Here is a 17,222-nt window from a genome sequence, read left to right as displayed (position 1 = left end):
CGACACGACGTACGCGGTGGAGCCCGGCGGAGTGGTGGTGCTTCCCGCAGGGACACCGAGCAGCTTCGAGGTGGTCGGGCAGTCCGCCCGGTTCGTGGCCATCACGTCCGGTGACCGTGCCGGACGGTTCTTCGCGGACTTGGCCGGCTCCGTGCCGTCTGACCAACCCGTCGAGGAGTCGATGGGCACGATTCTCTCGGTAACCCAGCGTCACGGCGTCCGGCTCGCGGGTGCGTGAGTCGCATGCGGTTCGAGGCGACCACCCGCGGCCGCGCCCGCTTGTTGATGGTCGGCCGGCGTCAGTTGGGCGACTTCGGCAGCAGGACGTCGGCGCGGCTGTAGTGGCCGGCCGCGTCGAACCAGCGCTTGGCGTGGAGCGTCTGCCGGAGGTCGCAGTCGGCGACGACGAGGCCTTCGGCGTCGTACATCGGGCCCGCGATGACCTCGCCGGACGCGGGAGCGACGATGGCCGCCCCACCTCGGCCGAAGACGTCGGTATCCGGGAGCGGCCAGGGGAAGTCGTCGCCGAAGCCGGCGCGCTGGATGAACTGGGGCACCGACACGACGAAGGCCCCAGACTCGATGGCGATGTGCCGGATCGTGGCCTGCCATCCGTCGGAGTCGTCCGCTGTCGGAGCGAGCCAGATCTGCGGGCCGCCCTGGTAGACGGCCCACCGGGCCAGCGGCATCCGGTTCTCCCAGCAGATCAGCCCTCCGAGCCGGCCCAGCCGGGTCTCCGTGACCTGGAGGTCGTCGCCCGCCCCGAGGCCGTGGAAGAGCCGCTCGTGGTAGGTCGGCATGAGCTTGCGGTGCCTGCTGAGCAAGCCGTCCGGTCCGACCAGCAGCAGCGTGTTGTAGAGGCTGCCGGGGCGCTCGAGCTCGCGCTCGTTGACGCCCACGGCGCAGATGACGTCGTGCTCGCGGCACGCGGCGGCGATCCGGTCGACGACGGGACCAGGGACCTCTACCGAGCTGGCCCACAGCCGCTCCCAGAGCGCGTCGCCGTCGCCGCCCGGTAGGTGGGCCCAGGCATACGACGGGTAGAGCGAGAGGAACGTCTCGGGAAACACCACCAGCTGGGCGCCCTGCCCGGCCGCCTTCGCGAGCAGGCCGAGCGCCTTCTCGAGGCTGGCCTCCAGGTCGAGCACTACCGGCATCGCCTGAACGGCAGCGACCCGGACCGTAGGCAGCGTGGGCAGGGAGTCCATGTCGGCAGAGTACGGCGCCCTCAGTCCGCCGTAGCCAGCATTGACGCTCCTCGAGGATCACCGCCTCCACCGCTCGGGTCTGGTGCGGGCGTTCGATGGCACCGGCATGCACCGGACCTGCCGCGATGCCAGTCCGGAACCCTCCGTCTCTGTCGTACGCTGCGAATCACGCGTCGATCGGAGATCCGATGGTCAAGCTATCCATGCATGAGGACCTCCCGTTCGACGAAGAAACGACGCCACCGCGGGTGTCGACCGGCGACCTGCCCAGGCGTGACGAGATCCGACAGATCGTCACTGACGCCTATGAGCGATATCGCAGCAACGACAGCGGCACGGTCGCGGGCTACATCCCGGTGCTGGCCAAGGCATCGCCGGATCTGTTCGGGATCGCGGTGGTCGGTCCCTGGGGCCGATCGTTCGAGATCGGCGATGTGGCTGCCCGGTTCTCCATCCAAAGCGTCGCCAAGCCTTTCGTCTTCGCCCTGGTCTGCGACACCCTGGGTTATGAGGAGGCACGGCTACGCCTGGGGGTGAACAGCACGGGCTTCCCGTTCAACTCGCTGATGGCGGTGGAGCTCAACGACGCGCGCACGATGAACCCGCTGGTGAACGCCGGGGCGATCGCCACCACGAGTCTTGCGCCGGGCGCCACGTCAGAGGAGAAGTGGGAGTCGATTCGGGAACGGCTGTCGAGGTTCGCGGGACGTCAGCTCACCATGAACGCGGAAGTGTATGCGTCCGAGTCGGCCACCAACATGCGCAACCAGGGCATCGCCCATCTCCTCAAGAGCTACGAGCGGCTCTACTTCGACCCCGACGAAGCGACCGACATCTACACCAGGCAGTGCTCCCTGGAGGTGACTGTCCATGACCTCGCGGTGATGGCGGCCACCTTGGCGAACGGCGGCGTGAACCCAGTGACCGGCGAGCCAGTGCTCAGACCCGGCGTGTGCCGGCGGGTGCTGGCAGTGATGGCAAGCGCGGGGCTGTACGAACTGTCGGGCGACTGGCTCTACCAGGTCGGGGTCCCTGGCAAGAGCGGCGTCAGCGGCGGCATCGTGACCGTCTCCCCCGGCAAGGGAGGGCTGGCCACTTACTCGCCACCGCTGGACGCCGCGGGCAACAGCATCCGCGGGCAGCTGGCGACCAAGTACCTTGCCGAGCGTCTCGGGCTCAACCTCTTCTCATCCGTCCCCGCGGAAGGCTCTCCACCCCGAATCTGATGCGGCCGCCGGCCGATCGGGTTCCGCAACGCCGGCGTCCCCTGTCTCGGGCACGAGGTTTCCACGACGAATCGCGCACCAACTCGTCAGTGGTGTACGCGGCCGGTTGAGTGCCACCCGACGAGCGGCCAGCGTGGCTCTGGGCGCGTTGTCTCATCCAGACGGGGTCAGGCCGATTGCAGCCGACGGATCAGCGGGTAGGCCTTGCAGCCCAAACACAGCCCGGTGAAGGCGTTGAGGGCAGCTACGCCGAACGCGAGTGCCGTCAGGCTGTAGCCAGCGACGTCGAGACGAACCACGAAGAAGATCAGCGCCAGAGCCGTGAACACGAAGCCGAAGAACTGGGCGAGCCTCGGCGGCCGAGCATCCTCCAATTCGGCCGGTGCTCCTATCCGCGGCCAGATGAAACGGGCATAGATCTGCGCCCACAGCGACCACTGAAAGCTGACGAACGCGGTGAACGCGAACACGGCGGTCTGGGAGGCGAGCAGGCCGAGGCCCAACGGTCGAGCAACGTCGACGATGAGCAACACGATGGCGAGGATGCAGGCCGTTGCCCCGGCGCTGAATCGCACAAGACGAGGATCGACCTGGGCGCGGAGCGGGCAGGCGCCAATGCTGCTGCTACCGGGCATGGGGTCTCCGGAAAGTCGCCAACTGATCTGATCCAGAATAGGCCACTCGGTCATCCGAAGGTGAGCAGTCATACCGCCGCGTCAAGGCAACCTCCTGGCATGTCAATGTGCGAGGGTTGCAAGACCCGGAGCCAAGCTCGACGCGACTCGATCGCTGCAGGCATGGAGGTGCATTGTTCGGGTTGACCGCGGGCAGGTCCCTGCTCGCGTGTCCCGCACATACGGGTGTAACGACGACGACCCTGCCCAGGGAGACTGTCCGAGAGCCTCGGCGAGCCAATGCATCGCCTTGATCTCGAGTGCACTTGAACTCCTAATGTCGACCAGGTGGACGTGACCAGCAATCGCGAGGCCCCGAGCAGCACGCCGCGTGGCGGGATCCTCTCCCGGACCTACCTCGCCACCACGATCGGCGTCTTCTCGCTTATCGCCTTCAACGCCTTCGAGGCGCTGGCCGTGACGACCATCATGCCGACGATCAGCAGCGATCTCGACGGCTTCTCGCTCTACGCGGTCGCGTTCGCCGCCCCTCTGGCCAGCGGCGTCGTCGGCACCGTGGCGGCGGGCGCCTGGTCCGACCGCCGTGGCCCGGCGGGTTCACTCGTCGCGTCGCTGGTCCTGTTCACCCTCGGCGTCCTGATCGCTGGCCTGGCACCTTCGATGGAGGTCTTCGTGGCTGGTCGGGTCGTGCAGGGGCTCGGGACCGGCGCGCTGATCGTGAGCCTGTACGTCGTGGTGGGGGTGGTCTACCCCAACGACCTGCGCCCCTCGATCTTCGCCAGCTTCGCAGCCGCCTGGGTGCTGCCCTCGCTGTTCGGCCCGGCCATCGCCGCGTTCGTCGCGGAGACGGCGGGCTGGCGTTGGGTGTTTCTCGGCATAGTGGGGCTGGTCGCCGTAGCCGCGGTGCTGGTCGCGCCGGTCGTGCCTGGCCTCCGTACCGAGAGCCACAACAAGCCGGCCCCGCGGTCCCGGATGATCTGGGCAACCGTTGCTTCCGTGGCCGTCCTGACGGTGGAGCTCGCGGGCTCCCACGCCTCGATCGTCGGAGTGGTCGCCGCCTCGACCGCCATCGTGGTCGTGCTGGTGTCCATCCGGTCGCTTACCCCGAGCGGGACGCTCCGGGCCGGGCGCGGGCTGCCTAGTGTGGTCGGGACCCGCGGCCTGATGAGCGCCGCGTTCTTCTGCGGCCAGGCCTACATCGTGCTGGTTCTGCAGCTCCGCTGGGGCCTCACGCCCGGCCAAGCCGGACTCGCGCTCACCCTGGTCGGCGTCGTGTGGGCGGCCGCCAGCCAGGTGCAGGCCCGCCTCAGCCGCCGGCTCACCAGCGAGCGTGCCATGGTGATCGGGACGGCGATGCTGCTCGTGGCTACCGTGCTGCTGTGGGTCGCCGTCCTTCTCGACCTGACGCCTATCGTCGCCGGTGGCGCGTTCGTGCTGGCGGGCGCCGGCATGGGTCTGGGCTTCACTCGCACGGCCGTGGCAATGCTTGCGGCGTCCACCGACCGCGATCGTGGCTTCAACTCCTCGGCCCTCACCATCGCCGACTCGATCGGCGCAGCGCTTGCGCTCTCGCTCTGCGGGATCGCGTACGCCGCCGCCGAGCGCGCAAACCTCGACCCGTTCCTCGCGGTCTTTGGCCTCGCCGTGATCGCCGCCGTCGGCGCACTCGGCACCGCGTCGCGCACGACCCGGGCGGACGAGGGACGCCTCTCATCAGCGACCGCGGTGTGACGCAACGTCTGAGCTGCCGCGATCCGCGCTGTTTCTTCAGCGAGGCAAGATGCTGATGCCCAGCATCCGTGCCCCGGTTTCAGTTCGTGGGCGGTGGGTGCTGCCGGGAGCGAACACGACGTAGCTGCCAGGCCCGAGCCGTCTCCCCCTGTCGATGAACTCGCCCGAGATCACGTAGTAGCGCTCCTCGCCGTCGTGCACGTCGACTTCTGGCCATTCGGTGTCGGGAGCGAAGTCATACAGCCAGCCTCGAGCCCAATCACTGGCCGGTAGCCGCCTGCCAAGGATTCCTGGAACGACCTCCACCGCGTCCACGTCGTCTACCTGGACAACTCGGACGCCTTCATCTGCCTGACTCATGCGTGCATCGTTCCGGTTCCGCCGTCTTACCACGAGTGTCTGGATCGACGCGCTGGGGTACTTTTCTGTCATGACCCACCGGGTAGTTGCCTTGGTGCTCCCTCCGCAGTCCACCTTCGAGTTGGCGTGCGCCGCGGAGGTCTTTGGAATGACCCGAGCAGACGTTCCCAAGCACTACTCGTTCGGGGTCTGTGCCGAGAGGCCGGGGCTCGTGGCGACCCTCGCCAACTACGGCATGGCAGTGGAGGAGGACCTGACCGCCCTCGATGCCGCCGACACGGTCGTCATACCTGGATGGCAACGATCGGGGGAGCCGGCTTCCCCCGCAGTGATTCAGGCGCTGAGGCAGGCGCATCGGCGGGGCGCGCGCATCGTGGCGATCTGTTCAGGTGCGTTCCTGTTGGCCGAGGCGGGCCTGCTCGACCATCGACGGGCAACGACCCATTGGCGGATGGCCGATGAGCTGGCTGCTGGATATCCCGATGTCAACGTCGAGTTGGACACGTTGTACATCGACCTTGGCGACGTGGCCACGAGTGCCGGCACTGCTGCGGGGATCGACCTGTGTCTGCATCTGGTGCGTGTTGACCAAGGGGCCGCCTACGCTGCGAGGATCGCGCGCCACATGGTGATGCCGCCACACCGTGAGGGTGGCCAGCTTCAGTACGCCGTACCCCCGGCTTCTCACCGCCGCCCGGACTCCTTGGCGCCATTGCTCGACTGGGCAATCGAGCGACTGCACCGGCCCCTCGGTCTCGACGACCTTGCGGCCCAGTGCAATCTGTCGTCTCGCACGCTCGCCCGCCGGTTCTCCGAACAGTTGGGCACAAGCCCAGGTCGCTGGCTCCTGCAACAGCGCGTTGCCGCAGCCCAGGCTTTGCTCGAGGAGACCGATCTTCCGATCGAGACGGTCGCCGCCAGGGTGGGCCTTTCATCGGCCACCAACCTCCGCAGACGCTTCAAACTCATGCTGGGAGTCTCGCCCGGGTCGTACCGCCGCTCTTTCAGGGAACCTGGAGAACGCGACGTGGCCGCGGACGGCAGGTCCGGGCTACCGCAGGCGTCGGTCAGAGCCCATACGCGGTCTGGTGACGTGGCTGGTAGAGCTGCACGTCGTCAGCCCCGGGTACCTGGACCATCGCAACGATCCCGTAGCCGTGGTCCTGCGGCCCGGAGCTGAACTCCGCGCCCTTCGCCCGCAGCTCCGCCATGGTCGACTCCAAGTCGTCGACGATGAAGCTCAACGCATGGTGACGGGACGTTGTAGACCCGTCGTGCGACGGTCCGGTTGGATGGATGCCCAACTCGCTCGGCCCGGTCCTGAAGATCAGCCAGTTGTCGTCGCCGGTGCCGGCGTCTACGTTCCGAAGTCCCAACACGTCCCTGAAGAAGATTCGTGTGGCTTCCGCATCGTCGGAATAGATCAGCGTGTGACAGGCAAGTAGCACACCGCCAGCATGCCACTGACCTGTCCGACACCAACCCGGGCAACCCAGCCGTGCCACGGACTGATCCCGGGGCGGTTCAGTTCGGGCACTCGAACCGGCGGAGCGACCGAGATCCTGCTGAGGTCAGGGACGTACCGATTCGAGGATGTGGTCGAGTTCTTCGATGGGTCGGCCCGGTGGAAGCGTGATGGTGGGCATCTCGGCACCGGTGGCGTACCAGCGGTTCAGCGCTGCCCGCGCGTGCTCGGCATCGCCCCACAGAGTCAGCTCGTCAAGCAGTCCCCGGGCCGACTCGGGGACCTCGAAGGTCCGCGGGGTGGGATTGGCGGCGAGGATCTCGTCAACCGCCTGGCCGTGCCCGAGCCGGTGCAGGGTGTTGCGGTACAGCGGACCCATGCTGCCGAGGTAGAAGGACACCCACCAGGAGGCCAGCTCGAGTGCCTTCGCGGGGTCGGCCGAGACGGCGGTGGGAATGCAGGGGGCGATGGTCGGACGCATGCGCCCGGGCACCGCGCGCGTCAAGCCCTCATCGAGCTGCCGAATGCCGGCGTCCAGGCCGGACAGCGGCAGCAGGAACGGGCACCAGCCGTCGGCGACCTCGCCAGCCAGCCGCACGGCTTTGGGCCCCAACGCAGCCAGATAGACGGGTATCGGGGTCAGTGGCGTGACGGCCAGCTTCAGGGGCCGGGCTTTCCGCTCCACAGTCGGTTCGAGCCGCTGACCGGTCAGCAGCCTTCGCACCTGCCGCGTCACCGTGCCGAGCCGCTCGACGGGCGCCGTGAACGCGACGTCGTGGAACCCCTCCGCCAGCGGCGGGCTACCCGCTCCGAGCCCGAGGACGAATCGGTCACCTGACAGTTCGGCAAGGCTGGTGGCCAACATCGCGATGCTGGCAGGCGTGCGACCCCAGACGTTCACGATGCCGGTGCCCAGGGTGATCCGGTCGGTTCGGGTCGCGACCTCGGCCAGCAGCACCCCCGCGTCGTGACCCCAACCCTCGGCCAGGAAGAACGCGTCGTACCCCAGTTCCTCCGCCCGGTCCGCGACGTGCAGCACGACCTCGCGCCGCGTCTCCATGGGGGTCAGGCCGACAGCGAGTCGTCGAGTAGGCATGCCTCGATCCTCTCGCCGCGGGTGACGGGAGGTCCAACGACCTCGCGGACGATGTCGCCGCCGGCACCCCCAAATTGGGGAGTGACGATCGGGACGCCGAACCATTCATCTCGGCAACTACCCACGCGGGCGTAACATTCGGGGGGAGCGGGTAGTCGATCGGCGCGCTTTTCGATGTGACCTGCCGCCGCCTGATCGAGGGGGCGCAAGATGACTCTCGCCGCGGAGCTGAGGGAGCTCACCAAGTCCGTCGGGACGCTTCGCGCGGTCAAACAGCGGGACCAGCACCTCGCCACCGGAGTGGCGCCAACGCGGGACCACGTGTGACTACGCCCGGGACGACGGAGTCACACGCGCCAGCGCTCGTGATCCTGGGCGGGCCCTGTGGGCTTGCATGGGCGGCAGGACTCCGCGGCTTCATGGCACAGATCACCGACGTCGCCAGCGTGAGCTGGTCCGGCACCTTCGGCTACATCCTTTTGCCCGGAATCGTGATCGGGGTCCTCTTGGGATGGGCAGAGCACCTGCGCAGGACGGGCGGTCGGCGAGGATGGCGGTGGCTCGCTCTCTCACCGCTGCCGTCCTTTCAGCGAAGGCTCGCTCGGAGTGCTCGGCATCTTCGAGGTGGGATCGGAGGCGGTGCGCTGGGCGTTCCGCTCTTCGCCGTGGCTGGCGGCTATGCCTGCTCTCGGCGTGGGCCTCGGTGGGGTCGGTCACTGGCCGGTGCGCTCGCCCTGACGGCCATCCCGATCTGGGCATTGACGGTGGAATCTTTCGCCGGGCCCGAGCTTGCAGTGGACAACGCACGCGGACTCTGGGTCGCCCTCTACTACTACTCGTTCATCGCCGTGTTCAGTGTCGCTGCCTCCATTCCCCATCGCGCGCCGGTGAGCGGCGGCCACACACGATCGGCGAGTCCGGGGTTGCCGCACGATGCGGTCGGAATCGCGGGATCGGCCTGCTGTGCTCTGCGACCCGCGTGAGCACTACGCTGCCGGAAGGCCTCCACCTGCTCTGGTCATCCCCCGTACCAGACAGGTGGGGGCCGCTGGCGTCGTGGGTCAGATCGGCGGAGCCGGAGGTCCTGGCTCGTCCGGCTCGCCCTGCCCCGCTGGCTCAGGCGGGGGAGTTGCCCCCTGATCTGTGCTTTACAGGGGGTCCGAAACTTTGAGCTGCGGCCCGACGAACTCCACCCAGTTGGCGCGCGCGATGTCCGCGAGCGCCTGCGGATCCACCGGTCCTGGTAGGAGCTTGGCGTAGTCCTCGAACAACCGCTCGGCTCCCGAGGGTGCGGTGATGATGAGCAGCCGAGCCGGGGAGCCTCCGACGTTCTGGAAGGCGTGCGGGGTGCCGCGCGGACCGAACGCCAGACCTCCCGCCGAGACGCGGAACATCTCATCACCCGCCTTGAAGCGGAAGTCCCCTTCGAGGACGAACCACACCTCGTCCTCACGCTGGTGCGTGTGCAGGGCGGGTCCGTTCTTCGGTGAGATCACCAGCTCTATGACTGTCAGGGACCCGTGGGTGTTCTCGGTGCTCGTCATGACATAGGCCGAGTCGCCGGTGGGGGTCTCTAGGCGGGTGGCCTCCCCGGCTTGCACGGAGAAGGGCCTGAGGGATGTGGACATCTCGTCTCCTCGGGGAATGCGAAAACGCTACGCCCGAAGCCCCGCAGCCGCATCGGTGGAAGTGCTCATTCCCCAGGACTGCCCATGGGCCGAACCCCGTACGTGGAGCCATCAGTCCCGGTCACTTCTCGCCATGGCTGCGCGCAACGCGCTGAAGTGGCGCCCAGTTCTGCGCACTCGTCCGACGTCGCGGGCGGATGTCGTGCGGGTCGCGCCCACGCTGGCGGCGGTCACGCAGGCAATCGCGAGCAGCTGCAGCGGGGTGAGCCATTCATGGAGGAGGACGGCGGCAACCAGCGCCGCGGTGGCCGGCTCCAGGCTCATCAAGATGCCGAACACCCGGGGCGGCAGACTGCGCAGGGCGGCCATCTCGAGGCTGTACGGGATCACCGAGCTGAGCAGACCGACCAGAGCCCCGAGGAGCAGCAGGCGGGGCTCGAGCAGGCCGGCGCCCGCCGTCGCTACGGCGAACGGAGCGATGGCAAGTGTCGCGACCGTGCTGGCCACCGCCAGTCCGTCGAGGCCGGCCCAGCGGCGCCCGGTGGCCGCCGTCGAGACGATGTACAGCGCCCAACAGCCGCCCGCAAGCAGCGCCAAGCCGAACCCGAGGGCGTCGACCTTCGTGGGCCCGGCGCCGAACAAGACGACGCCCGACGCGGCGAGGCCCACCCACACCAGGTCGCGCGGGCGGCGGCCCACCGCGGCGAGCGCCAACGGGCCGACGAACTCGATCGTCACCGCCACGCCCAGTGGGATCCGGGCGAAGGACTCGTAGAAGGCCCAGTTCATCGCACCCAGCGCCGATCCGAGCGCCAGCACCGGTCGCCAGTCCGCCGCGGTGCGACCGGCCAGCCTGGGGCGGGCGAGGACGAGCAGGATCAGCGAGCTCGTGAGGAGCCGCAGCAGCACCATCCCCACCGGCGGGATCTCGCCGAACAGTCCCTTCGAGACCGCCGCACCGAACTGCACCGACATGATGCCGATCAGAACCATCGACACCGGTGAGAAACGATCAGCCGAGTGCTCCCGATCAGCGGGCACCTTCACAACCCCTCTGCCGTGCGTACGTCCGCAGTGTCGGGACGACTGCCGCGGACCGGAACGGTGCCCATGCGGTCCGGGCGCTCCCACTCATCATCAGACCTCTCCTCGGCTGCTGGTCCCACGACAACCCTGCTGCCCTGAGGTAGCCACGGCACATAGGGAGGGGTCCCTATTGCTGGGCGAGCGCGCGATCGGCTTCATGTGGCTGCGGGGATGATGCGGATGTCTCGTTCTGCAGCGTCGCCGAGGACCTTGAGGGCCTCCTGGTAGGCCGGGCTGTGGTACGTCGTGATCGCGGCTTCGACGTTGGGGAACTCGATGAGCGTTGTCCTCTCGACGGTCCCGGTTTCATATGCGGCGGCAGGCAGTCCGCGGGCCAGGAACCGGCCGCCGCCGGCGAGCATCGCCGGGCCTGCCAGTTCGACGTAGGCGGCCAGACGCTCCTTGTCGTTGACGGAGCGGAACGTGTTGATCCAGTAAGCAGTCATTCTTTCTCCTTCTCTCTCCGTGCTTGGGTCGGGCTGGGTTGCCGCACCCGGCGGAGCCTTCGCGCAACTCAGCAGCGAGTCTTTTCCGTCGCCTCGCATGTCGGTTGTGCTGCCTTCGCGGCGCGGCGGGAGGCAGAGCTGGGCGGACACCAGGCCGGCCGCGGCGACCAGGGCCCACAGGGCCCAGGGGCCGATCGCGTATGCGGCTCCGCCGATGAGCGGTCCGGAGCCCGTACCGATCGTGTACGCGACGCCGTGCAGCCCCTGGTATCGCCCGATCATCCGCGGCGGAGCGAGACTTCCGACGTAGGCCTGGGAGATGGAGCTGTTCATCATCTCGCCGAAAGTCCATATCAGCACCGTCACCGACAGCAGGACCATGTCGGTCATGAACCCGGTCAGCGCGAGGCCGACACCTGTGACCAGGTTGCCGATGGCAAGTACGTACTCCGGGCGGTACCGGGAGACCGCGCCGGTGATCGGCAGCTCCAGAGCCAACACCAGCAGACCGTTGAGCCCGATCAGGAGACCGAAGTCGCGCTCGTTCAGACCCACGTCGCTGACGTGCAGGGGCAGGCCGACAGTGGACTGGATGTAGACGAACTCGGCGACCACGGTCATCAGCAGGAAGCGCACCATGGCTCGGTCGGCAAGCACGTGCCGGTAGCCCACCTCCTCGTCCGCCGACCTGTCCACGTCGACCTGGTCAGGCCGGGGCCGAGGGTCGTCCCGCAGCAGCACCGCCATCACCAGGCCGAACACCAGACACGCTGCGGCATTGCCCAGGAAGAGCCCCACATAGGAGGTGCTCGCCAGCACACCGCCGATGACGCCCCCAAGAGCGGCTCCCACGTTCATCGCGAACCGGAACACCCCGAAAGCGGCGAGCCGGTGCTGGTTGGTCGCGGCGACGGAGTCGATCAGCACCGCGGCGGCGGCCGGCCGGTAGATCTGCGACGTCACGCCGATGAGCCCGACCGTCGCGACGATGGTCGACAGCGGTCCGAGGAACGGCACGATCGCCGTCAGTCCTGCGGTGGTCAAAGCGGACAGCGCGATGGTCCATCGCCGGCCGATCTTGTCTGCGAGGTGGCCGCCGACGGCGTTGCCCAGCACCTTGCCCAGGCCGGACATGCCCAGCACGAGCCCCGCGGCGCCGGCGGAGTAGCCGCGCCCGGTCAGGTAGAGCACGATGAACACTGGCAGGAAGTTGCCGACCTGGTTGACCAGGATCCCGAAGCTGACGATCCACACCCGGCCGGGCAGGCTGCGCACGGCGTCACGGAAGCGCGGCTCGTCTGCCCCCGACAGGTCCGGCGAGGCCGTGCTCACGCGACGGGTTCGGTGCGCACCTGCACCGCCGCAGCCAGCCGTGCGCCGTGGGCGACCGCCTCGGCGGCTGAGGCGCCGCGGGCGATGACGTGACCGACCTTGTCCTCGTTCCAGGTCGGTGGTGGCACCTCATCACCCGGCTCCACATGCAGCCGAAGGTCAACGAATGCCGGGTCTGCGCGCACGGCTTCGACGCCTGTCACCTCCACCACTCGTCCGGGCTCCGGCGTGAGGAACCGGACGGCGGCTCCGCCCCTGGGCTCGGGTGACGAGGTCAGCGGCTCCACCACGCCGAACCCGGCGCCCAGCGCGTAGCGTTCCATGTCGACGCCGTAGGCGATCTCGGCCAGATCGTTGATCCGATCGCCGCCGATGCGGTTGTGTGACTCGACGATCCGCGGCCCACGCGAGGTCAGCTTGACCTCGGTGTGCCCGGGACCGTTGCGCAGTCCCACCGCGTCGAGGAAGGCCGTCACCTGCTGGGTCACCTCGCGCAGCGTCTCGGCCGGGCAGTCGCTGGGCTGCGAATGTCCGCTCTCGACGAAATCCGGGCCGCAGTCCTTGTCGGTCACCGCGACGACCACGTGCCGGCCCTCGAAGCTCAGGGTCTCCACACTGATCTCGGGGCCGTCCAGGAACTCCTCCAAGAGGAACTCGTCGCCGGAATCGGCGGAGGCGCGGTCCTGGTCGGCCCGGTGACCGTCGAGGGAGTGAACCCGCTCGGCGACGACGTCAACGTCGGCCTGGTCGTGGACGCAGAACACTCCCAGGCGGCCCGACTCGCGGATCGGCTTGACGACGATCGGGAGTCCGTGCGCGTGGACGAACTCTCGAAGGTCCTGCGTGGACCGACCGACCGCGCACGCCACCGGGCTGATTCCGTTCGCGGCCAGGTGCTGGCGCATGCGCCACTTGTCCTGCATCAGCTCCACGGTGGCGACGGACTCTCCGCTGAGGCCGAGCGCCTCGTTGATCCGCGCCGCCGGCAGCAGCCCGGGCTCGCAGAGCGACAAAGCTGCCTGGAACGGGTACGCCGCATGCAATGCCTGGGCGAACGGCAGGAGCCGGGCAAGGTCGCGGTAGTCGAAGAGCAGCGCCTGATCCACGTGGGGCCAGTGGCCGCGGTCGTACTCGTCCGGGAACTGGACGTGAACCACGTCCAGACCGAGCGCCCGGGCCTTGCGCACATGCCCGAGCCTGCCGCCGATGATCAGGATGCGAGGCCGTCGAGCGACCACCGGGGAGTGGCGGCTGGTGAGTGCGACTGCCGCGGGCGAGAACGGTGCCAGTGCTGTCGCGGCGAATTCGTCACTCATCATCAGACCTCTCCTCGGCGTTGTGTCGATCGACAACACTGGGGGTCTGAGGTAGGCCGCGCACATAGGGAGGAATCCCTATTTTCAGGCGTTTCGCCCTCGAGATGTCTTTCCGGATGTGTGCTGGGCAATCCCTGGTCAGGACGCTTGCACGAGGTGCGTCAGGTCGGCACGCTCGTGGGTGCTGCCCCGGTCACCCGCGGTCCAGGAGAGACGCGAGCCCTGCGAGGCCGGACGCGGTCACGCTCGGTTCGCCGAGCCGGCGGCCCAGTTCCAGCGCCTCCTGGTATCGGGCGTCGGCCGCGTCGGTGTCGCAGTCGGCTTCGTTGCACCGCCGCTGTGGCGCTTGGGTCACTTCGTGCCCCCTTGCCTGTGCTGCCGGTGCGCTAGACGGAGTAGCCCGCATCGGCCAGGACGTTACGACCCACCGCCGTACACCTGGCTCGTCTCTCCGGCATGGTCGTCCAGTAGTACCAGATCATCAGGGTGATGGAGAGTGCCCACGCCCGGCCGCGCAGCCAGGTCGCCTCGTCGACGCCGACCAGCTTGCGGAACAGCTCCCTGGCGGGGGCATCAAGGACCTCCCAGGCCACGACGAGGTCGACGGTGGGGTCGCCTACCGACAGGCCCCCGAAATCCAGGACTGCGGTCAGAGCCCCGTCACCTACCAGCAGGTTCTCGGCGGCCAGGTCACCGTGGTACCAACGCGGCGTCGTACGGTCCGCGGCTCCGGGCAGCTTCATCGCCTCGGCCCAGATCTGCGCGGCGGCGTCGAGGTCGAAACCGAAGTCCTCCAAGGACCGACACCGCTCGATGTTGTCTCGCGTCGCCTGGTCCATGGTCGCGAGCGGCTCGCCTCGGTACCACTGGAGGTGCGGGTCGTCGACCGCCTCCGTCGGCACGTCTGCCTGCCTCAAGGCGTCCAGCACCGAGGCCAGGTTCCCCGCCAGCTCTTCGCGTCGTGGGTCGACCGAGGTGTCCGGATCGACCACGTCCGGGTGGGCACCGTCGATCCAGCGGACCACCGACCAGCGCTCCGCGTATTCGGAGTCGGGTTCGAAAACGGCAACCACGTCAGGCACGGATACCGGGAGAAGTGGCCCCAGCACCGGCAGCCATGCGGCCTCCTTGGTGATGGTCGCCGACCCTCCGGGTTGCCGAGGCAGCCGGACCAGGAGATCTTCACCAAGACGGAACAACGCGTTGGTCGAGCCGCTCGAATCCAACCGGCGCACCGGCGCGGCAGCATAGGCGGGCATGGCCCGTCCAACCAGGGAGCGGACCAGGTCGACATCGATCGCAATCTCGTCGGAATGGAGGGCTCGCGTCACCCCCGGACTCAATCCCATCGTCAGGTCACTCCGCAACCGACTTGGGGACGCGGGCCAAGGCCGAGATGTGGGCGGTTGGCTCCTGGAAATCTCAATGTCTGTGGTTGGTCGGTTCATCCGCACACATGCGTGGACGGGATGTCGCATCCCTGGGGAAGCGCCATCCCGTCCAGGTGTAACCGCACGAGTTGCTCGGCGTTCTGGCAGGGCTTACCGGGTCAGCCGGGCACCCAGAGCCTGCGCCGCGACCACCAGCCCGGCCGTGATCAGCACGACGTCCTTGATGACGTACTGGGCCACGATCGTGGGGCCCTCCGGGAACATCTCGCCGGCGAAGAGGACCAGCGGCGACATGATCCCGACCATCGCCATCCCCAGCACCGCCAGGCCGGCCTTGAGGAACCTTCCGGTGATCAACGTGATGCCGATGAAGGTCTCCATCACGGCGGTCATCAACACCGCGCCCGTGCCAGACACGATGCCCAGCGTCAAGGCGTCGATGGTGCGAGCGGCCAGGTCCTCGGCGGGGCTGAGGCCAGGCACGAACTTCAGGGCTCCGAAGAGGAGGAACACAAACCCGAGGCTGACCCGCAGCGACCCGATGCTGTAGGTGTCGAGAAGGCTCTGCCCACGCGAGGCGAGCTGGTTGATTCGCGACGAGCGAGGGGCGGTCCCTCGGGTCGGCGCCGTGGAAAGTGTGGTCATGGTCTGACTCCGATCTGGTTGGGGGAGATGAGATCGGAGTGCTCGGGATTGATACGCGCTGCATCGAACTGGCCGCGCCACGGCGCGATTCTTTACTCGCAGCGGCGAGGGGTCAGGGACCCGTACGGCTCGGCGGCGGGATTCCACCAGAACACCTGGCGGATCAACGCACGAAGGGCCCCGACCGCGTGTGCGGTCGGGGCCCTCCGTGGTGAAGTCAGGAGATGCGGACGTTCTCCGCCTGCGGACCCTTGGGGCCCTGGGCGAGGTCGAACTCGACCTTCTGGTTCTCGTCGAGCGACTTGTAGCCGCCCGACTGGATGGCGGAGAAGTGGACGAACACGTCCTCGCCGCCACCATCCTGCGCAATGAAGCCGAAACCCTTGTCGGCGTTGAACCACTTGACGGTTCCCTGAGCCATGATCTGTTCCTTTGTTCGGTGCCGAGAGCAAGGTGCCCTCAAGCCGCTGAAGACATCCACCTGTACTGATGTCCAGCGAACCGAAAACCAGGAGTACGAGATACAAGCCGCGACAACTTGCGCGGCCAGGACAGCTGACAAGCCATCCCTTCAACCCGACCCACCATACGGCATCGGAGAACCCGCGCGGACCAGCCGCGTGACTCGGACTGTCACTGGCCGGGCTGCTGAGAGTCCACCGCTTTCGAGTCGGGCAGCGGGAACCGCCAGGAAGCCGAACCGCTCACGTCCAGCCAAACCTCCCGGGGCGTTTCCACGACTCTGGCCAGCACGTGGTCGCAGCCGCGACAGCGAAGGACGGTTCCGGGCCCCGCCACGAACGCAGACTGTTCGGCGAACGCCGCGGATCCCTTGCACTCTCCGCAGGTCACCGATACCGCGGAGACGTCGATACCGAAGATCTCGGTGAACAGGCCTGCGGCGGCATTGCCGTCGAGTGTGTGACTGGTGGCGCGCTCAGTCATGTCAGTCTCCTGAGGGTCCGAAGCGTTCTGCACGAATGGAATGGTCGGAGTACCCGAGGTCGCGGAGTGAGCCGATGACGTGTTCCACGAAGGCGGTTGGGCCGCAGACGTAGGCGCGGGGCGCCGGACGGTGGGCCCATCCGGCATCGGCGGGTGTGGCAAGGTCCGCGTGGGTGACCCGGCCGGCCGGCCGCAGCGTGCCTTCGGGAGCCTCGCGGGTGTAGAGCAGCTCAACCAGGATGCCTTCGTCCGCGGCGCGCTGCGCAAGCTCGCCGGCATAGATGACACTTGCGGCGTCGCGCACGGAGTACACGAGCCGAAACGGCGCGCCGCTGTCGAGACGAATGCGCTCGCGCACCATCGCCATGAGCGGCACCACGCCTGAACCGCCACCGACGAGCAGGACCGGCTGCTCGACGGGCGCCTTGGCGCTGGGTGTCCACACGAACCAGCCGCCGATGGGTCCGCGCACCTCGAGCTGGTCGCCGAGCTCCATGTCCTCCACGAGGTACGGCGACACCTCACCGCCACGGACTCGCTGCACGGTGATCGACACACGCACGCCGTCCGACGGGGCGGAGATCGAGTAAGCCCGCTGTGCTGAGTAGCCATCCGCAGCCGTCAGCCGTACGTCGACGTGCTGACCGGCCCGGTGACCCGGCCAGCCCGCGATCTCGAAGGTCAAGGTCCGTGCCGTGCTGGTCTCCGACCG

At 68.0% G+C, this 17,222-nt stretch carries 18 protein-coding genes and 1 pseudogene; 4 read left to right on the top strand and 15 right to left on the bottom strand.

Annotation, left to right across the window (positions count from 1 at the left end; genetic code table 11):
• A pseudogene (locus tag VFH10_RS11450) lies at positions 1-238 on the top strand (cupin domain-containing protein); the annotation flags it as partial.
• Between the two features lie 61 nt (positions 239-299).
• Here VFH10_RS11450 and VFH10_RS11445 read toward each other — a convergent pair.
• On the bottom strand, positions 300-1,208 hold the full coding sequence (locus VFH10_RS11445) for a carbon-nitrogen hydrolase family protein (RefSeq protein ID WP_325128575.1): 909 nt from the start codon (positions 1,206-1,208) through the stop codon (positions 300-302).
• Between the two features lie 188 nt (positions 1,209-1,396).
• Here VFH10_RS11445 and glsA point away from each other — a divergent pair, with 188 nt between their 5' ends.
• Entirely contained in the window at positions 1,397-2,434 is a 1,038-nt protein-coding gene (glsA, locus tag VFH10_RS11440) for a glutaminase A (protein ID WP_325128573.1), read from the top strand.
• Between the two features lie 167 nt (positions 2,435-2,601).
• Here the strand turns inward: glsA and VFH10_RS11435 are convergent, their stop codons facing one another.
• Positions 2,602-3,069 carry a DUF4395 domain-containing protein gene (locus VFH10_RS11435; protein ID WP_325128571.1) on the bottom strand — a complete coding sequence of 156 codons (468 nt, stop codon included), beginning with the start codon at positions 3,067-3,069 and terminating at the stop codon, positions 2,602-2,604.
• A 333-nt stretch (positions 3,070-3,402) separates the two neighbouring features.
• On the opposite strand from VFH10_RS11435, the gene VFH10_RS11430 reads away from it, so the two are divergent.
• Positions 3,403-4,800, top strand: a complete 1,398-nt coding sequence (locus VFH10_RS11430) for an MFS transporter (RefSeq protein ID WP_325128569.1) — start codon at positions 3,403-3,405, stop codon at positions 4,798-4,800.
• A 36-nt stretch (positions 4,801-4,836) separates the two neighbouring features.
• Here the strand turns inward: VFH10_RS11430 and VFH10_RS11425 are convergent, their stop codons facing one another.
• Complete coding sequence (locus VFH10_RS11425; RefSeq protein WP_325128567.1) at positions 4,837-5,160, bottom strand: cupin domain-containing protein; 324 nt, start codon at positions 5,158-5,160, stop codon at positions 4,837-4,839.
• Between VFH10_RS11425 and VFH10_RS11420 the strand changes: the two genes are divergently transcribed.
• Positions 5,159-6,340, top strand: a complete 1,182-nt coding sequence (locus VFH10_RS11420; RefSeq protein ID WP_325128565.1) for a GlxA family transcriptional regulator — start codon at positions 5,159-5,161, stop codon at positions 6,338-6,340. The two genes, VFH10_RS11425 and VFH10_RS11420, sit on opposite strands and share 2 nt — an antisense overlap.
• Here the strand turns inward: VFH10_RS11420 and VFH10_RS11415 are convergent.
• The 12 genes from VFH10_RS11415 to VFH10_RS11360 all read right to left on the bottom strand — a co-directional run bounded on the left by VFH10_RS11415 (position 6,228) and on the right by VFH10_RS11360 (position 17,195).
• A complete protein-coding gene (locus tag VFH10_RS11415) occupies positions 6,228-6,608 on the bottom strand; it encodes a VOC family protein (RefSeq protein ID WP_325128563.1) in 381 nt (126 codons plus the stop codon). The genes VFH10_RS11420 and VFH10_RS11415 overlap by 113 nt on opposite strands.
• Before the next feature lie 123 nt (positions 6,609-6,731).
• A complete protein-coding gene (locus VFH10_RS11410) occupies positions 6,732-7,685 on the bottom strand; it encodes an LLM class flavin-dependent oxidoreductase (protein ID WP_325128561.1) in 954 nt (317 codons plus the stop codon).
• Between the two features lie 1,184 nt (positions 7,686-8,869).
• Positions 8,870-9,265, bottom strand: a complete 396-nt coding sequence (locus VFH10_RS11405; RefSeq protein ID WP_325128559.1) for a cupin domain-containing protein — start codon at positions 9,263-9,265, stop codon at positions 8,870-8,872.
• A 195-nt stretch (positions 9,266-9,460) separates the two neighbouring features.
• The gene (locus VFH10_RS11400) at positions 9,461-10,342 is read right to left on the bottom strand and encodes an EamA family transporter (protein WP_325128583.1); all 882 of its coding nucleotides are present in this window, start codon (positions 10,340-10,342) and stop codon (positions 9,461-9,463) included.
• Positions 10,343-10,590: 248 nt separating this feature from the next.
• On the bottom strand, positions 10,591-12,213 hold the full coding sequence (locus VFH10_RS11395; protein ID WP_325128557.1) for an MFS transporter: 1,623 nt from the start codon (positions 12,211-12,213) through the stop codon (positions 10,591-10,593).
• Positions 12,210-13,532 (bottom strand): ATP-grasp domain-containing protein, encoded by a 1,323-nt coding sequence (locus VFH10_RS11390; protein WP_325128555.1) that lies wholly within the window; start codon positions 13,530-13,532, stop codon positions 12,210-12,212. Before VFH10_RS11390 ends, VFH10_RS11395 begins: the two co-directional genes overlap by 4 nt.
• 190 nt (positions 13,533-13,722) lie before the next feature.
• Positions 13,723-13,884 carry a hypothetical protein gene (locus tag VFH10_RS11385; protein ID WP_325128553.1) on the bottom strand — a complete coding sequence of 54 codons (162 nt, stop codon included), beginning with the start codon at positions 13,882-13,884 and terminating at the stop codon, positions 13,723-13,725.
• A gap of 31 nt (positions 13,885-13,915) precedes the next feature.
• Positions 13,916-14,977, bottom strand: a complete 1,062-nt coding sequence (locus VFH10_RS11380) for an aminoglycoside phosphotransferase family protein (RefSeq protein ID WP_325128551.1) — start codon at positions 14,975-14,977, stop codon at positions 13,916-13,918.
• A 93-nt stretch (positions 14,978-15,070) separates the two neighbouring features.
• Positions 15,071-15,565 carry a DoxX family protein gene (locus tag VFH10_RS11375; RefSeq protein ID WP_325128549.1) on the bottom strand — a complete coding sequence of 165 codons (495 nt, stop codon included), beginning with the start codon at positions 15,563-15,565 and terminating at the stop codon, positions 15,071-15,073.
• A gap of 217 nt (positions 15,566-15,782) precedes the next feature.
• On the bottom strand, positions 15,783-15,986 hold the full coding sequence (locus VFH10_RS11370) for a cold-shock protein (protein WP_325128546.1): 204 nt from the start codon (positions 15,984-15,986) through the stop codon (positions 15,783-15,785).
• 212 nt (positions 15,987-16,198) lie between these two features.
• Positions 16,199-16,510: a DUF6510 family protein gene (locus VFH10_RS11365; protein ID WP_325128544.1), complete on the bottom strand. Its 312-nt coding sequence runs from the start codon at positions 16,508-16,510 to the stop codon at positions 16,199-16,201.
• Position 16,511: 1 nt separating this feature from the next.
• Complete coding sequence (locus tag VFH10_RS11360) at positions 16,512-17,195, bottom strand: FAD-binding oxidoreductase (RefSeq protein WP_325128542.1); 684 nt, start codon at positions 17,193-17,195, stop codon at positions 16,512-16,514.
• Between the last annotated feature and the right edge of the window lie 27 nt (positions 17,196-17,222).

This window comes from Nocardioides sp., from assembly GCF_035697785.1.
Taxonomy (GTDB): domain Bacteria; phylum Actinomycetota; class Actinomycetes; order Propionibacteriales; family Nocardioidaceae; genus Nocardioides_B.
This window is presented reverse-complemented; position numbering and strand designations above follow the sequence as displayed.

What these genes read in the sequence shown, in the direction of transcription:
- VFH10_RS11405 (WP_325128559.1), bottom strand. Translation starts at nt 9,265, where the DNA reads ATGACGAGCACCGAGAACACCCACGGGTCCCTGACAGTCATAGAGCTG.
- VFH10_RS11365 (WP_325128544.1), bottom strand. Translation starts at nt 16,510, where the DNA reads ATGACTGAGCGCGCCACCAGTCACACACTCGACGGCAATGCCGCCGCA.
- glsA (WP_325128573.1), top strand. Translation starts at nt 1,397, where the DNA reads ATGGTCAAGCTATCCATGCATGAGGACCTCCCGTTCGACGAAGAAACG.
- VFH10_RS11420 (WP_325128565.1), top strand. Translation starts at nt 5,159, where the DNA reads ATGCGTGCATCGTTCCGGTTCCGCCGTCTTACCACGAGTGTCTGGATC.
- VFH10_RS11390 (WP_325128555.1), bottom strand. Translation starts at nt 13,532, where the DNA reads ATGATGAGTGACGAATTCGCCGCGACAGCACTGGCACCGTTCTCGCCC.
- VFH10_RS11410 (WP_325128561.1), bottom strand. Translation starts at nt 7,685, where the DNA reads ATGGAGACGCGGCGCGAGGTCGTGCTGCACGTCGCGGACCGGGCGGAG.
- VFH10_RS11370 (WP_325128546.1), bottom strand. Translation starts at nt 15,986, where the DNA reads ATGGCTCAGGGAACCGTCAAGTGGTTCAACGCCGACAAGGGTTTCGGC.
- VFH10_RS11380 (WP_325128551.1), bottom strand. Translation starts at nt 14,977, where the DNA reads ATGAACCGACCAACCACAGACATTGAGATTTCCAGGAGCCAACCGCCC.
- VFH10_RS11375 (WP_325128549.1), bottom strand. Translation starts at nt 15,565, where the DNA reads ATGACCACACTTTCCACGGCGCCGACCCGAGGGACCGCCCCTCGCTCG.
- VFH10_RS11435 (WP_325128571.1), bottom strand. Translation starts at nt 3,069, where the DNA reads ATGCCCGGTAGCAGCAGCATTGGCGCCTGCCCGCTCCGCGCCCAGGTC.
- VFH10_RS11425 (WP_325128567.1), bottom strand. Translation starts at nt 5,160, where the DNA reads ATGAGTCAGGCAGATGAAGGCGTCCGAGTTGTCCAGGTAGACGACGTG.
- VFH10_RS11445 (WP_325128575.1), bottom strand. Translation starts at nt 1,208, where the DNA reads ATGGACTCCCTGCCCACGCTGCCTACGGTCCGGGTCGCTGCCGTTCAG.
- VFH10_RS11400 (WP_325128583.1), bottom strand. Translation starts at nt 10,342, where the DNA reads ATGGTTCTGATCGGCATCATGTCGGTGCAGTTCGGTGCGGCGGTCTCG.